This window comes from Campylobacter concisus, from assembly GCF_902460895.1.
Lineage (GTDB): Bacteria > Campylobacterota > Campylobacteria > Campylobacterales > Campylobacteraceae > Campylobacter_A > Campylobacter_A concisus_BC.
This window is the reverse complement of record NZ_CABPVL010000002.1, coordinates 441,564-456,392: the sequence shown is the minus strand read 5'-3', so window position 1 is coordinate 456,392 and position 14,829 is coordinate 441,564. Positions and strand designations below refer to the sequence as shown.

At 39.0% G+C, this 14,829-nt stretch carries 17 protein-coding genes; 2 read left to right on the top strand and 15 right to left on the bottom strand.

Features of this window, described 5'->3' with window-relative positions:
• Nucleotides 1–8 precede the first annotated feature (8 nt).
• From rimM to F3G98_RS03445, 14 genes are all read right to left on the bottom strand, one after another.
• A complete protein-coding gene (rimM, locus tag F3G98_RS03510) occupies nucleotides 9–539 on the bottom strand; it encodes a ribosome maturation factor RimM (RefSeq protein ID WP_103607716.1) in 531 nt (176 codons plus the stop codon).
• Nucleotides 532–774 carry a KH domain-containing protein gene (locus F3G98_RS03505; protein WP_009293991.1) on the bottom strand — a complete coding sequence of 81 codons (243 nt, stop codon included), beginning with the start codon at nucleotides 772–774 and terminating at the stop codon, nucleotides 532–534. Before F3G98_RS03505 ends, rimM begins: the two co-directional genes overlap by 8 nt.
• Nucleotides 774–1,001 carry a 30S ribosomal protein S16 gene (gene rpsP, locus F3G98_RS03500; RefSeq protein WP_009293992.1) on the bottom strand — a complete coding sequence of 76 codons (228 nt, stop codon included), beginning with the start codon at nucleotides 999–1,001 and terminating at the stop codon, nucleotides 774–776. The genes F3G98_RS03505 and rpsP overlap by 1 nt, the downstream gene beginning before the upstream one ends.
• 70 nt (nucleotides 1,002–1,071) lie before the next feature.
• On the bottom strand, nucleotides 1,072–2,412 hold the full coding sequence (ffh, locus tag F3G98_RS03495) for a signal recognition particle protein (RefSeq protein ID WP_103607715.1): 1,341 nt from the start codon (nucleotides 2,410–2,412) through the stop codon (nucleotides 1,072–1,074).
• Between the two features lie 62 nt (nucleotides 2,413–2,474).
• Nucleotides 2,475–3,233 (bottom strand): RluA family pseudouridine synthase, encoded by a 759-nt coding sequence (locus F3G98_RS03490; RefSeq protein ID WP_103607714.1) that lies wholly within the window; start codon nucleotides 3,231–3,233, stop codon nucleotides 2,475–2,477.
• A complete protein-coding gene (gene waaA, locus F3G98_RS03485) occupies nucleotides 3,230–4,366 on the bottom strand; it encodes a lipid IV(A) 3-deoxy-D-manno-octulosonic acid transferase (RefSeq protein WP_103607713.1) in 1,137 nt (378 codons plus the stop codon). The genes F3G98_RS03490 and waaA overlap by 4 nt, the downstream gene beginning before the upstream one ends.
• 8 nt (nucleotides 4,367–4,374) lie before the next feature.
• Nucleotides 4,375–5,082: a zinc ribbon domain-containing protein gene (locus F3G98_RS03480; protein ID WP_002941798.1), complete on the bottom strand. Its 708-nt coding sequence runs from the start codon at nucleotides 5,080–5,082 to the stop codon at nucleotides 4,375–4,377.
• A gap of 18 nt (nucleotides 5,083–5,100) precedes the next feature.
• Nucleotides 5,101–5,823 carry a Nif3-like dinuclear metal center hexameric protein gene (locus F3G98_RS03475; RefSeq protein ID WP_103607712.1) on the bottom strand — a complete coding sequence of 241 codons (723 nt, stop codon included), beginning with the start codon at nucleotides 5,821–5,823 and terminating at the stop codon, nucleotides 5,101–5,103.
• Between the two features lie 12 nt (nucleotides 5,824–5,835).
• Complete coding sequence (gene glyQ, locus F3G98_RS03470; protein ID WP_002941957.1) at nucleotides 5,836–6,690, bottom strand: glycine--tRNA ligase subunit alpha; 855 nt, start codon at nucleotides 6,688–6,690, stop codon at nucleotides 5,836–5,838.
• 10 nt (nucleotides 6,691–6,700) lie between these two features.
• Nucleotides 6,701–7,117 (bottom strand): GyrI-like domain-containing protein, encoded by a 417-nt coding sequence (locus tag F3G98_RS03465; protein ID WP_149725749.1) that lies wholly within the window; start codon nucleotides 7,115–7,117, stop codon nucleotides 6,701–6,703.
• A 3-nt stretch (nucleotides 7,118–7,120) separates the two neighbouring features.
• Nucleotides 7,121–7,594 (bottom strand): DUF3972 domain-containing protein, encoded by a 474-nt coding sequence (locus F3G98_RS03460; protein WP_002942132.1) that lies wholly within the window; start codon nucleotides 7,592–7,594, stop codon nucleotides 7,121–7,123.
• An 11-nt stretch (nucleotides 7,595–7,605) separates the two neighbouring features.
• Nucleotides 7,606–8,100: a 5-(carboxyamino)imidazole ribonucleotide mutase gene (gene purE / locus F3G98_RS03455; protein WP_021084425.1), complete on the bottom strand. Its 495-nt coding sequence runs from the start codon at nucleotides 8,098–8,100 to the stop codon at nucleotides 7,606–7,608.
• On the bottom strand, nucleotides 8,097–9,356 hold the full coding sequence (locus F3G98_RS03450) for a peptidase U32 family protein (RefSeq protein WP_149725748.1): 1,260 nt from the start codon (nucleotides 9,354–9,356) through the stop codon (nucleotides 8,097–8,099). The genes purE and F3G98_RS03450 overlap by 4 nt, the downstream gene beginning before the upstream one ends.
• Nucleotides 9,356–10,114: a chemotaxis protein gene (locus tag F3G98_RS03445; RefSeq protein ID WP_103607709.1), complete on the bottom strand. Its 759-nt coding sequence runs from the start codon at nucleotides 10,112–10,114 to the stop codon at nucleotides 9,356–9,358. The genes F3G98_RS03450 and F3G98_RS03445 overlap by 1 nt, the downstream gene beginning before the upstream one ends.
• 136 nt (nucleotides 10,115–10,250) lie before the next feature.
• Here F3G98_RS03445 and F3G98_RS03440 point away from each other — a divergent pair, with 136 nt between their 5' ends.
• Nucleotides 10,251–11,030, top strand: a complete 780-nt coding sequence (locus tag F3G98_RS03440; RefSeq protein ID WP_103607708.1) for a histidinol-phosphatase — start codon at nucleotides 10,251–10,253, stop codon at nucleotides 11,028–11,030.
• Between the two features lie 87 nt (nucleotides 11,031–11,117).
• Nucleotides 11,118–12,548: a type I glutamate--ammonia ligase gene (glnA, locus tag F3G98_RS03435; RefSeq protein WP_103607707.1), complete on the top strand. Its 1,431-nt coding sequence runs from the start codon at nucleotides 11,118–11,120 to the stop codon at nucleotides 12,546–12,548.
• A gap of 527 nt (nucleotides 12,549–13,075) precedes the next feature.
• Here the strand turns inward: glnA and F3G98_RS03430 are convergent.
• Entirely contained in the window at nucleotides 13,076–14,737 is a 1,662-nt protein-coding gene (locus F3G98_RS03430) for a DNA polymerase III subunit gamma/tau (protein WP_149725747.1), read from the bottom strand.
• Nucleotides 14,738–14,829: the final 92 nt, after the last annotated feature.

Here is a 14,829-nt window from a genome sequence, read left to right as displayed (position 1 = left end):
TGTAAATTTCATGAATTTTCTAAGATGTCTCTAGCACCTTTTACCAAAATCTCTCTACTATCCAAATTTACAGTTTCGATAAAATGCCCCAAATATGGAATGTAGAAATTCTTTGGTTTACCAGCCGCAATAAGCACTTCATCAGTTTTTATGTATAAAAGTGAGTTTGCAAAATTATCTTGAATATCTTCTACAATACCCAAAATTTCACCATTTTCTACGACTTTTAATCCAATGATATCAAACTGAAAAAATTCATCTTTTTTTAGTTTGCAGTTTTTTCTAGTAAGCTCTTTTGTGGTATAGATAGTTCTATTTACGAGTGTTTTAGCAAGGTCTAAGTCATCAAAATTTTCAAACAAAACCAGCTCTTTTTGCCTCTTATAGTCTTTTATAATGAGCTGATCATCGTTTTTATCAAAAAAGGTTGCGCCTTTTTTAAATTGTTCTGGAAAGTCGCTCTTGTTGTGAAGCTTTAAATAGCCTTTTAAACCAACACATCTCCCGATGGTAGCGACTTCAACAATATCACTATTCAATAGCTTTTACCGTTACTCTATAACTTGTATTGTCTTTGGCTTTACAGCCAATAATAACGGTCTTTATAGCATTTATCATTTTGCCGTCTTTACCGATAAGTTTTCCAGTATCAACCTTATCGGCACTTATGATGATCTCGACAAAATTTTCACCAAGCTCTTGACGTTCGATAGTTACCTTTTCAGGAAAATCAGCTATCAGCTTGGCGTATTCGTATAAAAAATTTTCAACCATTATTTTGTAATTTGCGCAACTCTGTCGCTAAGTTTAGCACCGACGCTTTTCCAGTAATCCAATCTCTCTTTGTTGAAATTTATAACATTTGGCTCAACCATAGGGTTGTAATAACCAATGCTCTCTATCCAACCGCTATCGCGTCTTTTTCTGCTATCTGTAACAACTATACGATAAAAAGGTCTTTTTTTACGTCCCATTCTTGTTAGTCTTACTACTGTTGCCATATTATATTCTCCTCTTGTTTTAAATAAAGCTTAAATTTAGATAACAAATATCCAAATTTAAACCCTTTTATCAAACAGGTCTTTTTAAATTTGCTTGTGAAAGCATATTTGCAAGTCCTTTTGCTCCGCCTTTTCCCGAAAATTTCTTAGCAAGCTTTGAGGCATTTTCAAACTGCTTCAAAAAGCGATTTACCTCTACTTGAGATAGTCCAGAGCCAGCTGCTAAACGCCTTTTTCTGCTATTATTTAAAAGGTCTGGATTTTCACGCTCTTTTTGCGTCATAGAATTTATCATAGCCTTAATATGCAAAATTTCTTTTGAATTATCAAGGTCTATATCTTTTATCTGATTTGCAAGACCTGAAAGTCCAGGTATCATCCCCATCAAAGACTTCATGCTACCAAGCTTTTTAACGCTTTCCATTTGATCTAAAAAGTCATTAAAGTTAAACTGACCCTTTTTTATCTTTTGATTTAGACGTTTTGCCTCTTTTTCATCTATAATAGTCGATGTTTTCTCAACCAAAGTGGCTAAGTCACCCTCGCCCATTATACGGCTTACGATGCGGTCTGGTATAAAGCTCTCGATATCAGCTACTTTCTCGCCAGTACCGACAAATCTAAGTGGGATATTTAGCTGTTTTGCGATACTAATAGCTATGCCGCCCTTTGAATCAGAGTCAAATTTAGAAAGAATAACTCCAGAAATTCCCAAAATTTCATTAAAGCTTGTAGCTGTCTTTACAGCATCTTGTCCGCTCATAGCGTCAGCTACGTAGAAAATTTCATGTGGATTTATCGCATTTTTTACATCTTTTATCTCTTGCATCAACTTCTCATCGATCGCAAGACGACCAGCGGTATCCACTAAAAGTACATCATAAAGGCCACTTTTTGCCTTTTCTAATGCCTCTTTTGCTACTTTTATAGGGTTGTTTTCATTTTCTATATAAAAAAGATCTATCTCATTTGCAACACAGAGCTGTCTTAGTTGCTCAACCGCTGCTAATCTTTGCAAGTCGCAGGCCGCAACTAAAACTTTTTTCTTTCTTAGTTTTAGATAGTTTGCAAGCTTGATAGTTGTCGTTGTTTTACCACTACCTTGCAAACCAGCCATCAAAACAATAGTCGGTGCAACTGGCGCATAGACAAAGCCTTGGTTGCCAGGAGCTGTTAAGATAGTCGTTAAATTTGACTTGATCGCATCTAAGAAATTCTTTTGACCAACGCCAGTTTGCTTTAGTTCGCTTTCGATAGACGCGAGTAGATCTTTAGTGACTTTGTGATGAACATCAGCTTTTAAAAGAGTTTTTTTGAGCACGTCAAGTGCGTTTTTTAGAGCTTTTTCGTCATCTACAAAACGTATCTTACTAACGGCTAATCTAAAAGACTCGCTAATTTGTTCGAACACTAATCACCTTTCTAAGTTGTTATTAAAGGGCGTATATTACTAAATAATTTCTTTATTGCTCTTTAAATTTCAAATTTATTAGATATCTCAAATCCAAGAGAGTTAAATTCTTTTGGGATCGGCGCTTTAAATTTATAGTCTAAAAGCGCGATAGAATAAGCATGTAAAAACATTCTATTTGCTCTATTTTTGCCGTATTTCTCATCGCCAACGATAGGTAAATTTAAACTAGCCAAATGCACTCTTATCTGGTGCGTTCTGCCTGTTTTTATGGCAACTTTTACCAGCGTTTTTTTGCCAACAACCATGAGCGGCGAAATTTCACTGATCGCCTCTTTGCCATCTTTTGAGATCTTTGAAAAGGCGCCATTTTTATTTTTTATCGTTAAGATCGGCTCATTTACGACCACTTCTTCGCTCATGATACCTCTAACTGCGGCCACGTAAATTTTCTCAACCTGCATCTTTTTAAACTCATTTATGGCAAGGCTTGCAAATTCATCATTTTTTACAAGAAGTAGCACGCCGCTTGTATCCTTATCAAGTCTATGAAGAAGCGGGAATTTATACATTTGGCTGATTTTTTCACTAGTTACGGCGGCTGGTTTATTAATTGCTATTAAATTTTCATCTTCAAAGATAACGCTTGGCTTTGGCATATCTTCGACACTAAATTTAGTGTTTTCACTCATCAAAGCACGAGCGATCATCACCTTTTGCCCCTTGGCATAGACTAGCCCGCTGTCGATTAGCTCCTTTGCCTCGTTGTTTGAGATATTTTTTTGCTTGGCTAAAATTTTATACGCTTTTTCTTCACTCATAAAGTGCTCCTTATATCTTCTATGATCGCATCAGCGCTTGCTTGCACGGCGATCTTGCTCTTTTTGGCGTCACTACCCATTATGCCGCCGATCTCGCTAGCCTTTGCGATGTAGATGTTTTCAACTAGGCTAAATAACGCCTTTTGATTAAATATAAACTCGCCGCTAATTATCACTGGGTTAAATTGTGCGCACTCGATTGGATTATGCCCGCCGATATTTGGCACAAAACTGCCGCCAAGTACGACTACATCGCTAATAGCATAGATATTTACAAGCTCGCCTAAAGCATCAAGCAAATTTACTTTAGCTTCAAATTTATGACTTTGGCTAAATTTAGCAAAGCTAAAATCATGCTTTTTAGCATACTCGCCTGCAATCTTTTCAACCTCTGCAAATCTCTCAGGGTGGCGTGGCGCGATGATTAAAAGATAGTTTTCTTTTAAATTTAAATTATCTAAAATCATCTCTTCTTCGCCCGCATGTGTGCTTGCTAGCACGATCACTCTAGCTTTTGGCTTTTCATAAACTCTACTCACACTTGGCAAAAACGCAGCTTTTATGTTGCCAACGACCTCTATCTCACCTGCTCCTAGCGTTTTTAGCCGCTCTTTATCAAGCTCGCTTTGGGCGTAAATTTTATCTATAAATTTAAAAAGATATCTATAAAAAAAGCCAAATTTTAAGTAGCTTTTATAGCTTCTATCTGAAATTCTAGCGTTTATGAGGATCACGCGGCTGCCTTTTAGCTTTGCCATGAAAACTAGCATGAGCCAGAGCTCTGCCTCAAAAATGACTAAAATTTTGCTCTTTTTTAGCCAAAATGGCAAGAAAATTTCAAATGGTAAAAATCTCGTGTTAGCACAAATTTTGCTTGCCGCTTCAAAGCCCGTATTTGTCACAACGCTTATGGCTTTGCTGTCAAATTTTTGCATCAAAGGCTTAAGCGCTTGCACCTCGCCAAATGAGCAAGCGTGAAAATGCACATCTGCATCTTTAAATTTAGGATTATCAAAGAGAAAAAAACGTGCCGGGATCGATCTATGATATTTTTTTTTGAAACTTAATAAAAGTAGAAAAATAGCCCCAAAAAAATAGAGTATTGAGGCTAAAAAATAATATATTATTATCACGAAATATGTTATTGCTCTTGTTTATATAAAATTCTGCCACAATGCGGGCAAGTAACGATGTCTTCGCCTTTTACAACCGCAGAGAAAGTTTTATCATTTATCTGCATAAAGCAGCCATAACAAGCTTGTTTTTTAACTGGCACAACTGCTGTGTTGTGAGCCCATTTTCTGATCTTTTCGTAAAATGCTAGGATTTTTTGGTTCATCGCAGCGACAAGTTTATCTTTTTTAGCATAAACCTCTTTGCGCTCTTTTTCGATCTTTTCAAGCTCAGATGAAACCTCACTTTTTATCTTTTCTAAATTTCCTTCAAGTTCTGTTTTTTTAGCGTTTAGCTCATCTTTTTGAGCATTTTTATTGTCTATTAGTTTTTCAAGTCTAGCGATCTCTTCGTTTGCTGCTTCAAGTTGCTCTTTTGCGATATCTTCTTCAAGACCTAGCGCTTTTATCTCTTTTTCGCTTTTTGCGCTTGAGCTTTTTTTAGCCACGTCTTTGATCTTTGCGCTAAATTCTGCGATGTGAGCGTTTGTGCCTGATTTTTGTGATTTTAGATCATTTACCTCTTCGTCAAGTCTTTCTACATTAACCGCTATGGTTTCACACTCTTCTTCTATACTTTTATAGGCTTTTTCTACTTCTTGTATGCGCGGAGTGAAACCATCTATTTGTTTGTCAAGATCAGATAATTCAACTAATTGTTGCAAATATTTATTCATAATGTTTCCTTTTTTTTGTTAGCAATATGTAAATGGGTTTTTAGAATTGCTTATTATAACTTCAATTTTTAGATTTTGCAAATATTTTGCTAAAAAATCACTAAAATAACGCTCGCTTTCATAGTGGTTTATATCGATCAAATTTAGTCCATTTTCCTTTGCGTAAAGGGCTTGGTGATACTTTAGATCGCCCGTTAAAAAGGCGTCTGCTTTGACATCTTGCATAAGATCTGCACCACTTCCAGTGCAGATGCAAATTTTAGAAATTTCATCTTTTGCATAAACTGCTCTTAAATTTTCTAACCCAAGTTTTTCTTTTACAAATTTGCAAAGCTCGTTAAATTTCATCTTCACATCAGCGTAGATCAAAAAGCCCTCTTTGCTTGAAATTTCAAGCCCCAAAACCTGCGTTACAAATTTTTCATTTAAAAATGCAAGATCAGCGTTTGTATGAAGTGAGATGAGCGAGATATTTTTTATCATCATCTCTCTTATGAGCGAGCTTGGATAGAGGCTGTAGTCTAGGCTCTTTAGCCCTTTAAAAATGAGCGGATGGTGGGTGATGATGAGCGAGTTTGGCAAGACATTTTGCAAAAGCTCGCTATCAATATCAAGGCTTAGATAAATTCGCTCAAATTCGCTATCAAATGAGCCGACTTGCAGGCCACTATTGTCCCAAGACTCTTGGCTCGCAAATGGGCAAATTTCATCCAAGATTTTATAAATTTCAGCTATTTTCATCAAATTTTACTTTTACTCTAAGCTCTCTTTATATGTTAGCGCGCACTCTTTTGCAAGCTCGCGAATTTTTAAGATGTAGTCTTGCCTTTGCGTAACGCTGATCGCTCCGCGCGCATCAAGGACGTTAAATGTATGAGCTGCAAGCATACAGTAGTCGTAAGCTGGCAGTGAAATTTTAGCCTCCAAGCAGCGTTTGCACTCGTTAAATGCATTTTCAAACTGGTTAAAAAGCATATCAACATTTGCCACTTCAAAGTTATATTTACTCCACTCATACTCGCCTTGCTTATGCACATCGGCGTAGGTTACGATGTTGCCATTAGAGTCGTCCCAAACGATGTCATAGACGCTATTTACATCTTGTAGATACATAGCTAAGCGCTCAAGACCGTATGTTATTTCGCCAGATATGAGCTCGCATGCGATGCCGCCAACTTGTTGAAAATAGGTAAATTGCGTCACTTCCATGCCATCTAGCCAGACCTCCCAGCCAAGTCCCCAAGCGCCAAGTGTAGGGCTCTCCCAGTTGTCTTCGACAAAGCGGATGTCGTGATTTTTTAAATTTAGACCAAGTCTTTCAAGGCTTTTTAGATAAAGCTCTTGGATGTTTTCTGGACTTGGTTTTATGAGTACTTGAAACTGATAGTAAGCACCTAAGCGGTTTGGGTTTTCGCCGTATCTGCCATCAGTCGGACGGCGACTTGGAGCTACGTATGCTGTCGCCCATGGCTTTGGTCCAAGGCTTCTTAAAAATGTCGCTTGATGATATGTGCCCGCACCTGCTGGCATGTCGTATGGCTGAAGTATGACGCAGCCTTGCTCTTGCCAATAGTTTTGAAGCGTTAGTATTATTTGTGAAAATGTCATTTTTTGCCTTTTATTTTATTGATATATAAATTTCTATTTTGTCTTTTAGGTATTTTTCAAAGTCTGTTTTATAGGTTCTTTTTAGCTCACTATTTTCAAAATATCTCCAAATTTCACCCCAAAATTTTGCAACATTTTGCGGCTCATTTGCAAAGCTAAAAAGAGCGTATTTTCCGCTTTGTATATCTAAATTTTCATCACCCTTTTGGCGTGATCTTGTGCCGATAAAGTTATCGTAATGTCCATTAAAATCGCTTTCGTAATTGCAGTAAACGCTATAAATTTCGCTCTTGCCATCATAGTATTCACTCATAAATTTGGACCATAAAGCTGGAATTTTGCCGTTGCCGTCCATTTCATCTTCATTTTTAGTGCGAGTTTTTACTCCGTAAATTTCAAAGCTATCATCTAAATTTATAATCTTCATAAACTACTTTTGTCCGTTAAAATTTTCAACCGCTTGGTTCCACATGAGCTTGTATTTTCGTTTTAAAAATTCAACTTCATCTTGTGAAATTTTAAGCTGTTTTGTAAGCGTTTCGACCGTTTTTCTATCCTCGTCATAGAGCTCTTGCATCGAAATGAGCGCCTCTTTTAAAAATTTATTCTCATTTCTTAAGGTTTCAAGCGTCTCATCTTTTGCGTCAAGCACCTTTTCGTGTAAATTTAGTATCGTGCCAATCGTCTTTTCCACAAAGCTAAAACCATCTTGGCTTTGTGGCTGCAAGGATAAATTTTGCGAAACACTAGGCACCACGCTCATCGTTCCCTCGCTCGCTTCTATCAAAATTTCTCCGTTTTCCTCTTTGGTTTTTAAAACGCCACGATTTATCATATCCTCGATAACTTCGCGCTCCAAGTGCACAAGTTTGCAAAATTCATCAACTCCAAGATAGGTCTGCACCGCTTCTCCTTTTATAGTATCACTTCAACCTTTGAAGAGTCTTCCTCTAAAGCCTTTATCTTTGCCTCTCTGTCGGCCTTTAGCGCGCTTGCTAGCCCCTCATCTTCAAGGGCTAAAATTTGCACCGCAAGATAGGCTGCATTTATTGCGCCAGCCTTGCCGATAGCTAGGGTCGCCACTGGCATGCCACTTGGCATTTGCACAGTTGAGTAAAGTGCATCAACGCCGCTTAAAGCCGATCCTGCCATTGGTATGCCGATCACTGGCTTTGTTGTGTTTGCAGCGATCGCTCCAGCTAGGTGAGCCGCCATACCAGCAGCTGCGATAAAGACTTTTGCGCCCTTTTTCTCGGCATTTGCGACGTATTCGCTAGTTCTTTTTGGGCTTCTGTGGGCTGAGCTGATTATCAGTTCATATTTTACGCCAAATTTCTCCAGAGTCTTTGCTGCCTCGCTAACGATCTCATAGTCACTTTTACTTCCCATTATAATAGAAACAAATTTCATATTTTCTCCCTTAAAAAACTAAATTTTGGCAGCTTAACGCCAAGGTTTATCTCATTTTCATTGCCGCTGTGAATTTCGCTCATGACCTTGCCTTTTTTGGTGATGAGTTGCTTAAATTTGATAAATTTCTTGCCATCTTGCGAATAGACCTTAGAAATTTCATTTTCACTATCAACTATGTGTGAGCCAGTTGGCGCCACGATCTCGTAGCTCTTATCTGGGAAAATTTTATATTTACATTTAAAAAACTCACCATCTTCACTTATGGCATTTACCTGATGAGTGCCCTCTTCTAGGCTGCTCGTGTGATTTTGCGTATCGGTTCGCTCATAAGGTCTATGCACCAAGTAGCCGTCCGTAAAGCCACGATTTTTCAGCGTATTTATCTCATTTTCATAAATTTGCGCGTCAAATTTATCATCCATAGCATCATCTATCGCCATTTTATAGGCTCTTGCCGTGCAGGCTGCGTAGTACTCGCTCTTTGTGCGACCCTCTATCTTAAAGCTATCAATGACACCGCTATCAACGATCTCTTTGATGTGTGAGATGAGGCAAAGATCTTTTGAGTTCATGATGTGAGTGCCGTTTTCGTCCTCTTCTAAGCGGAAAAGCACGCCGCTCTCTTCGTTTTTGGCGTAGAGTTCATACTTAAATCTGCAGTCATTTGCGCAGCTGCCGCGGTTTGACATACGTCCGCTTTGCACTGAGCTTACTAGGCACCTGCCAGAGTAGGCAAAGCACATCGAGCCATGGACGAAAATTTCAATGTCAAGAGTTGGAATTTCCTCTTTTATCTTTATAACATCTTTTAAATTCATCTCGCGTGCCACGACGATGCGTTTTGCGCCCATGTCGTGATAAATTTTGGCGTCTAGCACGTTCATAACGTTTGCCTGAGTTGAGAGATGTATCTCGATATCTGGAGCGATCTCTTTTGCTAGGCTCATTACGCCTGGCGTTGCGATGATAAAGGCATCTGGCTTCATCGCTGAGATAGTTTGTAAGTGCCTTTTTAGCGGCTCTATCTGAGAGTTAAAAGGAAAGGCATTTATGGTCGCATAAAATTTCTTTCCCTTTTCGTGTGTGTAGTCTATCGCCTCTTTAAATGTTTCAAGGTTAAACTCCCTTGCCGATCTAGTCCTTAGTGAAAAGCTAGCCACCGAGCCATAAACAGCGTCGGCTCCGTATTCAAGGGCGATTTTAAGTTTTGTTAAATTTCCAGCTGGAGATAAAAGCTCAGGCCTTTTTAGCACTATTTTTTACCTAGACTTTCTATCAAGGCTTCGATGTCGTCGTTGCTGACAAGGTTTTCAGTCGTTGTATCACCAGCGATATGAACAGCTGAACCAACACGCTTATCATCATCGATACGACCTTCAAACAATGTATTCATATATTTGCTAAGCGCCCTCATAACGTTGATAACACGTTCGATCTTTTGTCTGTGGATGTCTTGATACTGCATCATATCCATAGCCATCATGATCTCATCTTGTCCCATTTGTAAATTTGAGATGATATTATCGATCGTGCCAAGAAGTGCGTTGTTTTTCTCCAAAGCCTCGCTAAATGCGGCAATATTTGGAAATTTCTCACTTAGTGTCGTAAATAGTTCAACGTTTGAGTTTATCGCATCTTTTAGGCTGTTTGAGTCGCTCTCAGCGTCCATAAAAAAGTTATTTATCGTCTCAAGCTTGTCAAACATCTGAGTAGCTTTCTCTTCGCTATCTCTTGTTACATCGTCAAGTTGATGCACCATTTTATGGTCTTCAGTCGGTGGTGGTGGTGGCCAAACGCCGTCTGCGCTCACTCTGTAGTTTTCGCTCTGTTTTGAGCTACTCTCTGACTTTACTTGTGGCTCATCTGCTTTAGCACTCATTGCCTTTGCAACTTCTGCTACCTCGTCTGTTTCCTCTTTGACGTCCGCGATCTCTTGGCTGGCATCTTTAGTATCACCTAAATCATCCTCTAATCCGCCCGCCATAAGCGCGTCAAGTTCCTCTTGGGTCATAAAAGCTCCTAATAAAATTTGCCTTGATTATATAGGATTTAAATAAAAAGAAAGTTTAAAAAGTATGCGTTTATCTTTAAATTTATCAAATTTTAGGTAGCATTTTTGAAAAATAAACGACTTTAAAAGGCTAAAAATGACAGTCGATCTTCACAACCACACACCTCTTTGCAACCACGCAGTTGGCGAGCCACGAGAGTATGTAAAAGCCGCCATAAGTGCTGGTACAAAATACTTTGGCTTTAGCGACCACGCTCCGATGAAATTTGACGAGGCTTACAGGATGAAATTTGAAGAGATGCAAAGCTACGAAGACGAAATTTTACGTTTAAGAGATGAATTTAGCGGCGAGATAGAAATTTTACTTGGTTATGAGATGGACTTTTTAGATGGCTTTATGGACGAGCGAGTTTTTGCTAGAAAGGTTGATTATCTAATAGGCTCTGTGCATTTTTTTAACGGCTGGGCGTTTGACAACCCTGAATTTATCGGCGGCTACGAGGGCAAAGACTTGGATCAAATTTGGCAAGAGTATTTTGACCACATAGAAAGATCAGCTAAGCTTGGTAAATTTGACATCATGGGACACATCGATCTTTTAAAACTCTTTAAATTTTTACCCAAAAAAGATGTCAGAATCCTAGCCAAAAACGCTATAAAAGCGATAAAAGAGGCAAATTTGGTAGTCGAGATAAACACAGCTGGCTTTAGAAAGCCTATCGGAGAGCAATATCCAAGCGTAAATTTACTTGAGCTAATCGCCGAAAATGACATCACTATCACCTTTGGCTCAGATGCTCATGCCAAAGAAGATATCGGTAAAAACGGCGAAATTTGCGAGCAGATAGCTAGAAATTTGGGATATTCAAAGTGTGCGATATTTAAAAACAGAGATAGAGAATTAGTAAAATTTTAGTTTGGGGTCAAATAAAATATAAAAATAATCTTAAATATAAAATTTTGTGATACAATACGAAAATTAAAAACCAGAAGGAGATAAAAAATGGGAAAATTTGTCCAAAACATCGATCATTTTTTTGATTTTTGCAAAGAAAATGAAGTTAAATTTGTAGATTTTAGATTTACAGATCTAAACGGCGCTTGGCACAGCATAAGCTACAACATAAAAGCTGTTACAAAAGAGAATTTCACAAACGGCATCCCGATGGACGCTAGCTCGATGAACGGCTGGCAACCAATCGACAAGAGCGATATGATAATGAAGCCAGAAGCGACATCTGCGTTTTTGGACCCATTTACCTCAGATATCACGATCGTCGTTTTCTGTGACATTTTCGACATCTACAAAGGTCAAATTTATGAAAAATGCCCTCGCTCGATCGCAAAAAGAGCGATGCAATATGTAAAAGATAGCGGACTTGGCGACGAGGCGTATTTTGGCCCTGAGAATGAATTTTTTGTATTTGACAACGTTAAAATCATCGATAGCCCAAACTGCGCGATGTATCAAGTAGATAGTGAAGAAGGCGAGTGGAACGACGCTGCAGACTTTAAAGATAGCTACAACACAGGTCACCGCCCACGCAGAAAAGGCGGCTACTTGATGACTCAGCCAATCGATAGCATGGTCGATCTAAGAGCTGAAATGATGCAAGTTTTAGAGCAAGTTGGCCTTGAAGTATTTTTAGGACACCACGAAGTCGCTCAAGGTCAAGGTGAGATCGGCGTGAAATTTGGCAACTTAGTCGAGGCTGCTGACAACGTTCAAATTTACAAATACGTCGTTCGCATGGTCGCTCACCTAAACGGCAAGACAGTTACATTTATGCCAAAACCGCTTTATGGCGACAACGGCAGCGGCATGCACGTGCATCAATCAGTCTGGAAAGACGGCAAAAATTTATTCTACAAAGAGGGCAACTACGCAAATTTAAGTGACTTTGCTAGACACTACATCGGCGGCGTTTTAAAACACGCAAGAAGCGTTGCAGCCTTTACAAACCCTAGCACAAACAGCTACAAACGCCTAATCCCAGGCTTTGAAGCGCCATCTATCCTCACCTACTCGAGCCAAAACCGCTCAGCGAGCATCCGCATACCTTACGGAGCTGGCGAGAAGTCAGTTAGGGCTGAGATGAGATTTCCAGATAGCACAGCAAACCCTTATCTAGCCTTCTCAGCGATGCTAATGGCGGGTCTTGACGGCGTTAAAAACAAATACGAGCCAGTTGGTCCGATGGATGAAAATTTATTTAAACTTCACCTAGATGAGATCAGAGAACGCGGCATCGAGCAGCTACCACACACGCTTCGTGGCAGCCTTGAAGCGCTTATCCGCGATAACGAATACCTAAAACCGATAATGAGCGATCTTTTCATCGACACTTATCAACACATGAAATTTGAAACTCAGGTTTGGCCTTACGAAGCGCGCCCAACTGCTTATGAGTTTAAGACCTGCTTCTCTTGCTAAAACGCGATCTCCAAGCTCATTTTGGGCTTGGAGACTTTTTTAATCAAATTTAAAATATAAAATCCTGCGATTATTAAATTTAGAGCTAAATCCAATAAGCATTATCGCTTAGAAATTTTTTAAACACAACAGATAAATTTTTTAAAAATATAAAATCTATATAGTTAAATTTTGAGCTAAATTTGGCTTTACGCACAAGAATAAATTTTAAATTTAATAAGCCAAAACTCATGCAAATTTAGAAATTTAAGCTCATGCACAAAAATAGTCATAGCAGATAAATTTGAAACTTCAAATTTAATATGGTGGTTAAAATTTGAACAAAATTTGATTTTGCAAACAGGGGACAAATTTACCAGAGTTTTAAATTTATCTGCATCACTAAAAGTTCAAATTTAATAAGCCATAACTCTTTTAAATTTGTAATATAAATTTGAGATTTCATTTAGTTAGGATAGCAGCAGATAATTTTATTAAAAGCTAAATTTGACCACTTTTATTTAAAAATTTACAAAAAAGCCAAATCCCTAGCTATTTTGCACTTCAGGCTGTCCAAAGAGCCTATTTGCCTCTTTTATCACACCCTCTTCTCTTTGCTTTTTAAGCTCCTCTGGGCTTTTGCTCTGACTTAGCGACATCAGCTCTTTTGCAAAGTCATTTTGTGGCTGAGCTAGCGCATTTACCCTAGTTTCAGGCGCAGCAGGCTCGCTTACTGGCTCATCTTTTTGCTCATTTTGCTGCCTAGCCTTTATCTTAGCGATCTCCTCGTCAAGGTAGCTATATTTATCCTTTGGCTCTTGTGGCGGAGTTTGAGGCTCTGGCTTTGCGGCTGAAATCTGTGTCTTAGCATTTACGATCTTTATTTTTTTACCAAAAATTGTATGTAAAATTTCATGCATTACGCCCCAGCTTTTTTTAAAAAATGCCAGCTCATCGCCAGTTGCATTGACGACTAAGCCAAGCTCATTTTCATTTAAAAAGCTAAAACTTATGTGATTTTTAAAAATTTCTCCAAGCTCAAAGCTTCTATCATAAATTTTTGCCACAAACTGCTCGTATGGCGTCTTTGGTGCCTCTTTTATGGCTAAAATTTGCTCACTCACGCCAGCTTTTGGCTCGATCACAGCCACGCTAGGCTCGCTCTTAGCAAGTTTTATAGCTTCATTGATATCTTGCAGATTTAGCGCTTCTATCATCATAAAAAGCATAAGCATGAGCACAAAGCCATTATCGCTTGATACGCTTAGCATCGACTTTGCCTGCGCCAAAATCCTAAAAAATCTCTCATATATAAGAAGTGAAAATTTTGGATCATTGTCTAAAAATCTCTGCTTTAAATTTGCCAAAATTTCATCTATGATCATATCTGGCTCATAGGTCTCAAGCTCGGTCACAAGCACTCTAATGGCATTTTTATCGGCATTCGCGACGTGCTCGATGATCTGCTCGATCCTACTTGGATCAAGAAGTCCGAGCATCGCTGCCACGCTTGATTTTGTGATATTGCCAGCGCCATAAATGATAGCTTGATCAAGCAGCGTTAGCGTATCTCTTAGCGAGCCGCCGCCACTTCTAGCTAGTATCTCAAGCGCCTCCCTCTCGTAGCTCACGCCCTCTTTGCTAAGGATAAATTCAAGATGTTTTACGATCTCATATCTGCTTATTTGCTTAAATCTAAAATGCTGCGTCCTTGAAAGCACAGTCGTTGGTAGCTTGAGCGGGTCAGTGGTCGCTAGGATAAATTTAACGTAGCTTGGCGGCTCTTCGAGCGTTTTAAGAAGGGCATTAAATGCCTCTTTTGTTAGCATATGCACTTCGTCGATGATAAAAATTTTATATCTAGCAGCCGTAGGAGCGTATTTTGTCTGCTCGATGAGCTCTCTTATGTCGTCGATCTTTCTGTGGCTGGCTGCGTCCATCTCGATGATATCCATATGGCGCGACTCGTTTGCCATCACGCACTGCGCGCAGACCTCGCAAGGCCTAGAAGTTGGCCCTTTCTCGCAGACCAAAGCCTTTGCAAATATCCTAGCGCTCGATGTCTTGCCGCTTCCCCTAAGGCCTGAAAACAAATAGGCATGGCTCACTCTGTTTTCGTCAAGTGCGTGGGTTAGGCTCTTGCTTACGGCTTCTTGTCCGATGAGCTCGTCAAAATTTTTTGGTCGATATTTTAGGGCTAGTGCTTGCAACTGCTTTCCTTTTTGCAATTTTAATTTGCTGATTTTATAAAAAAAGGCATAAATTTATGGTTATGATAAAGTTAAATTTTGCTAAATTTAAG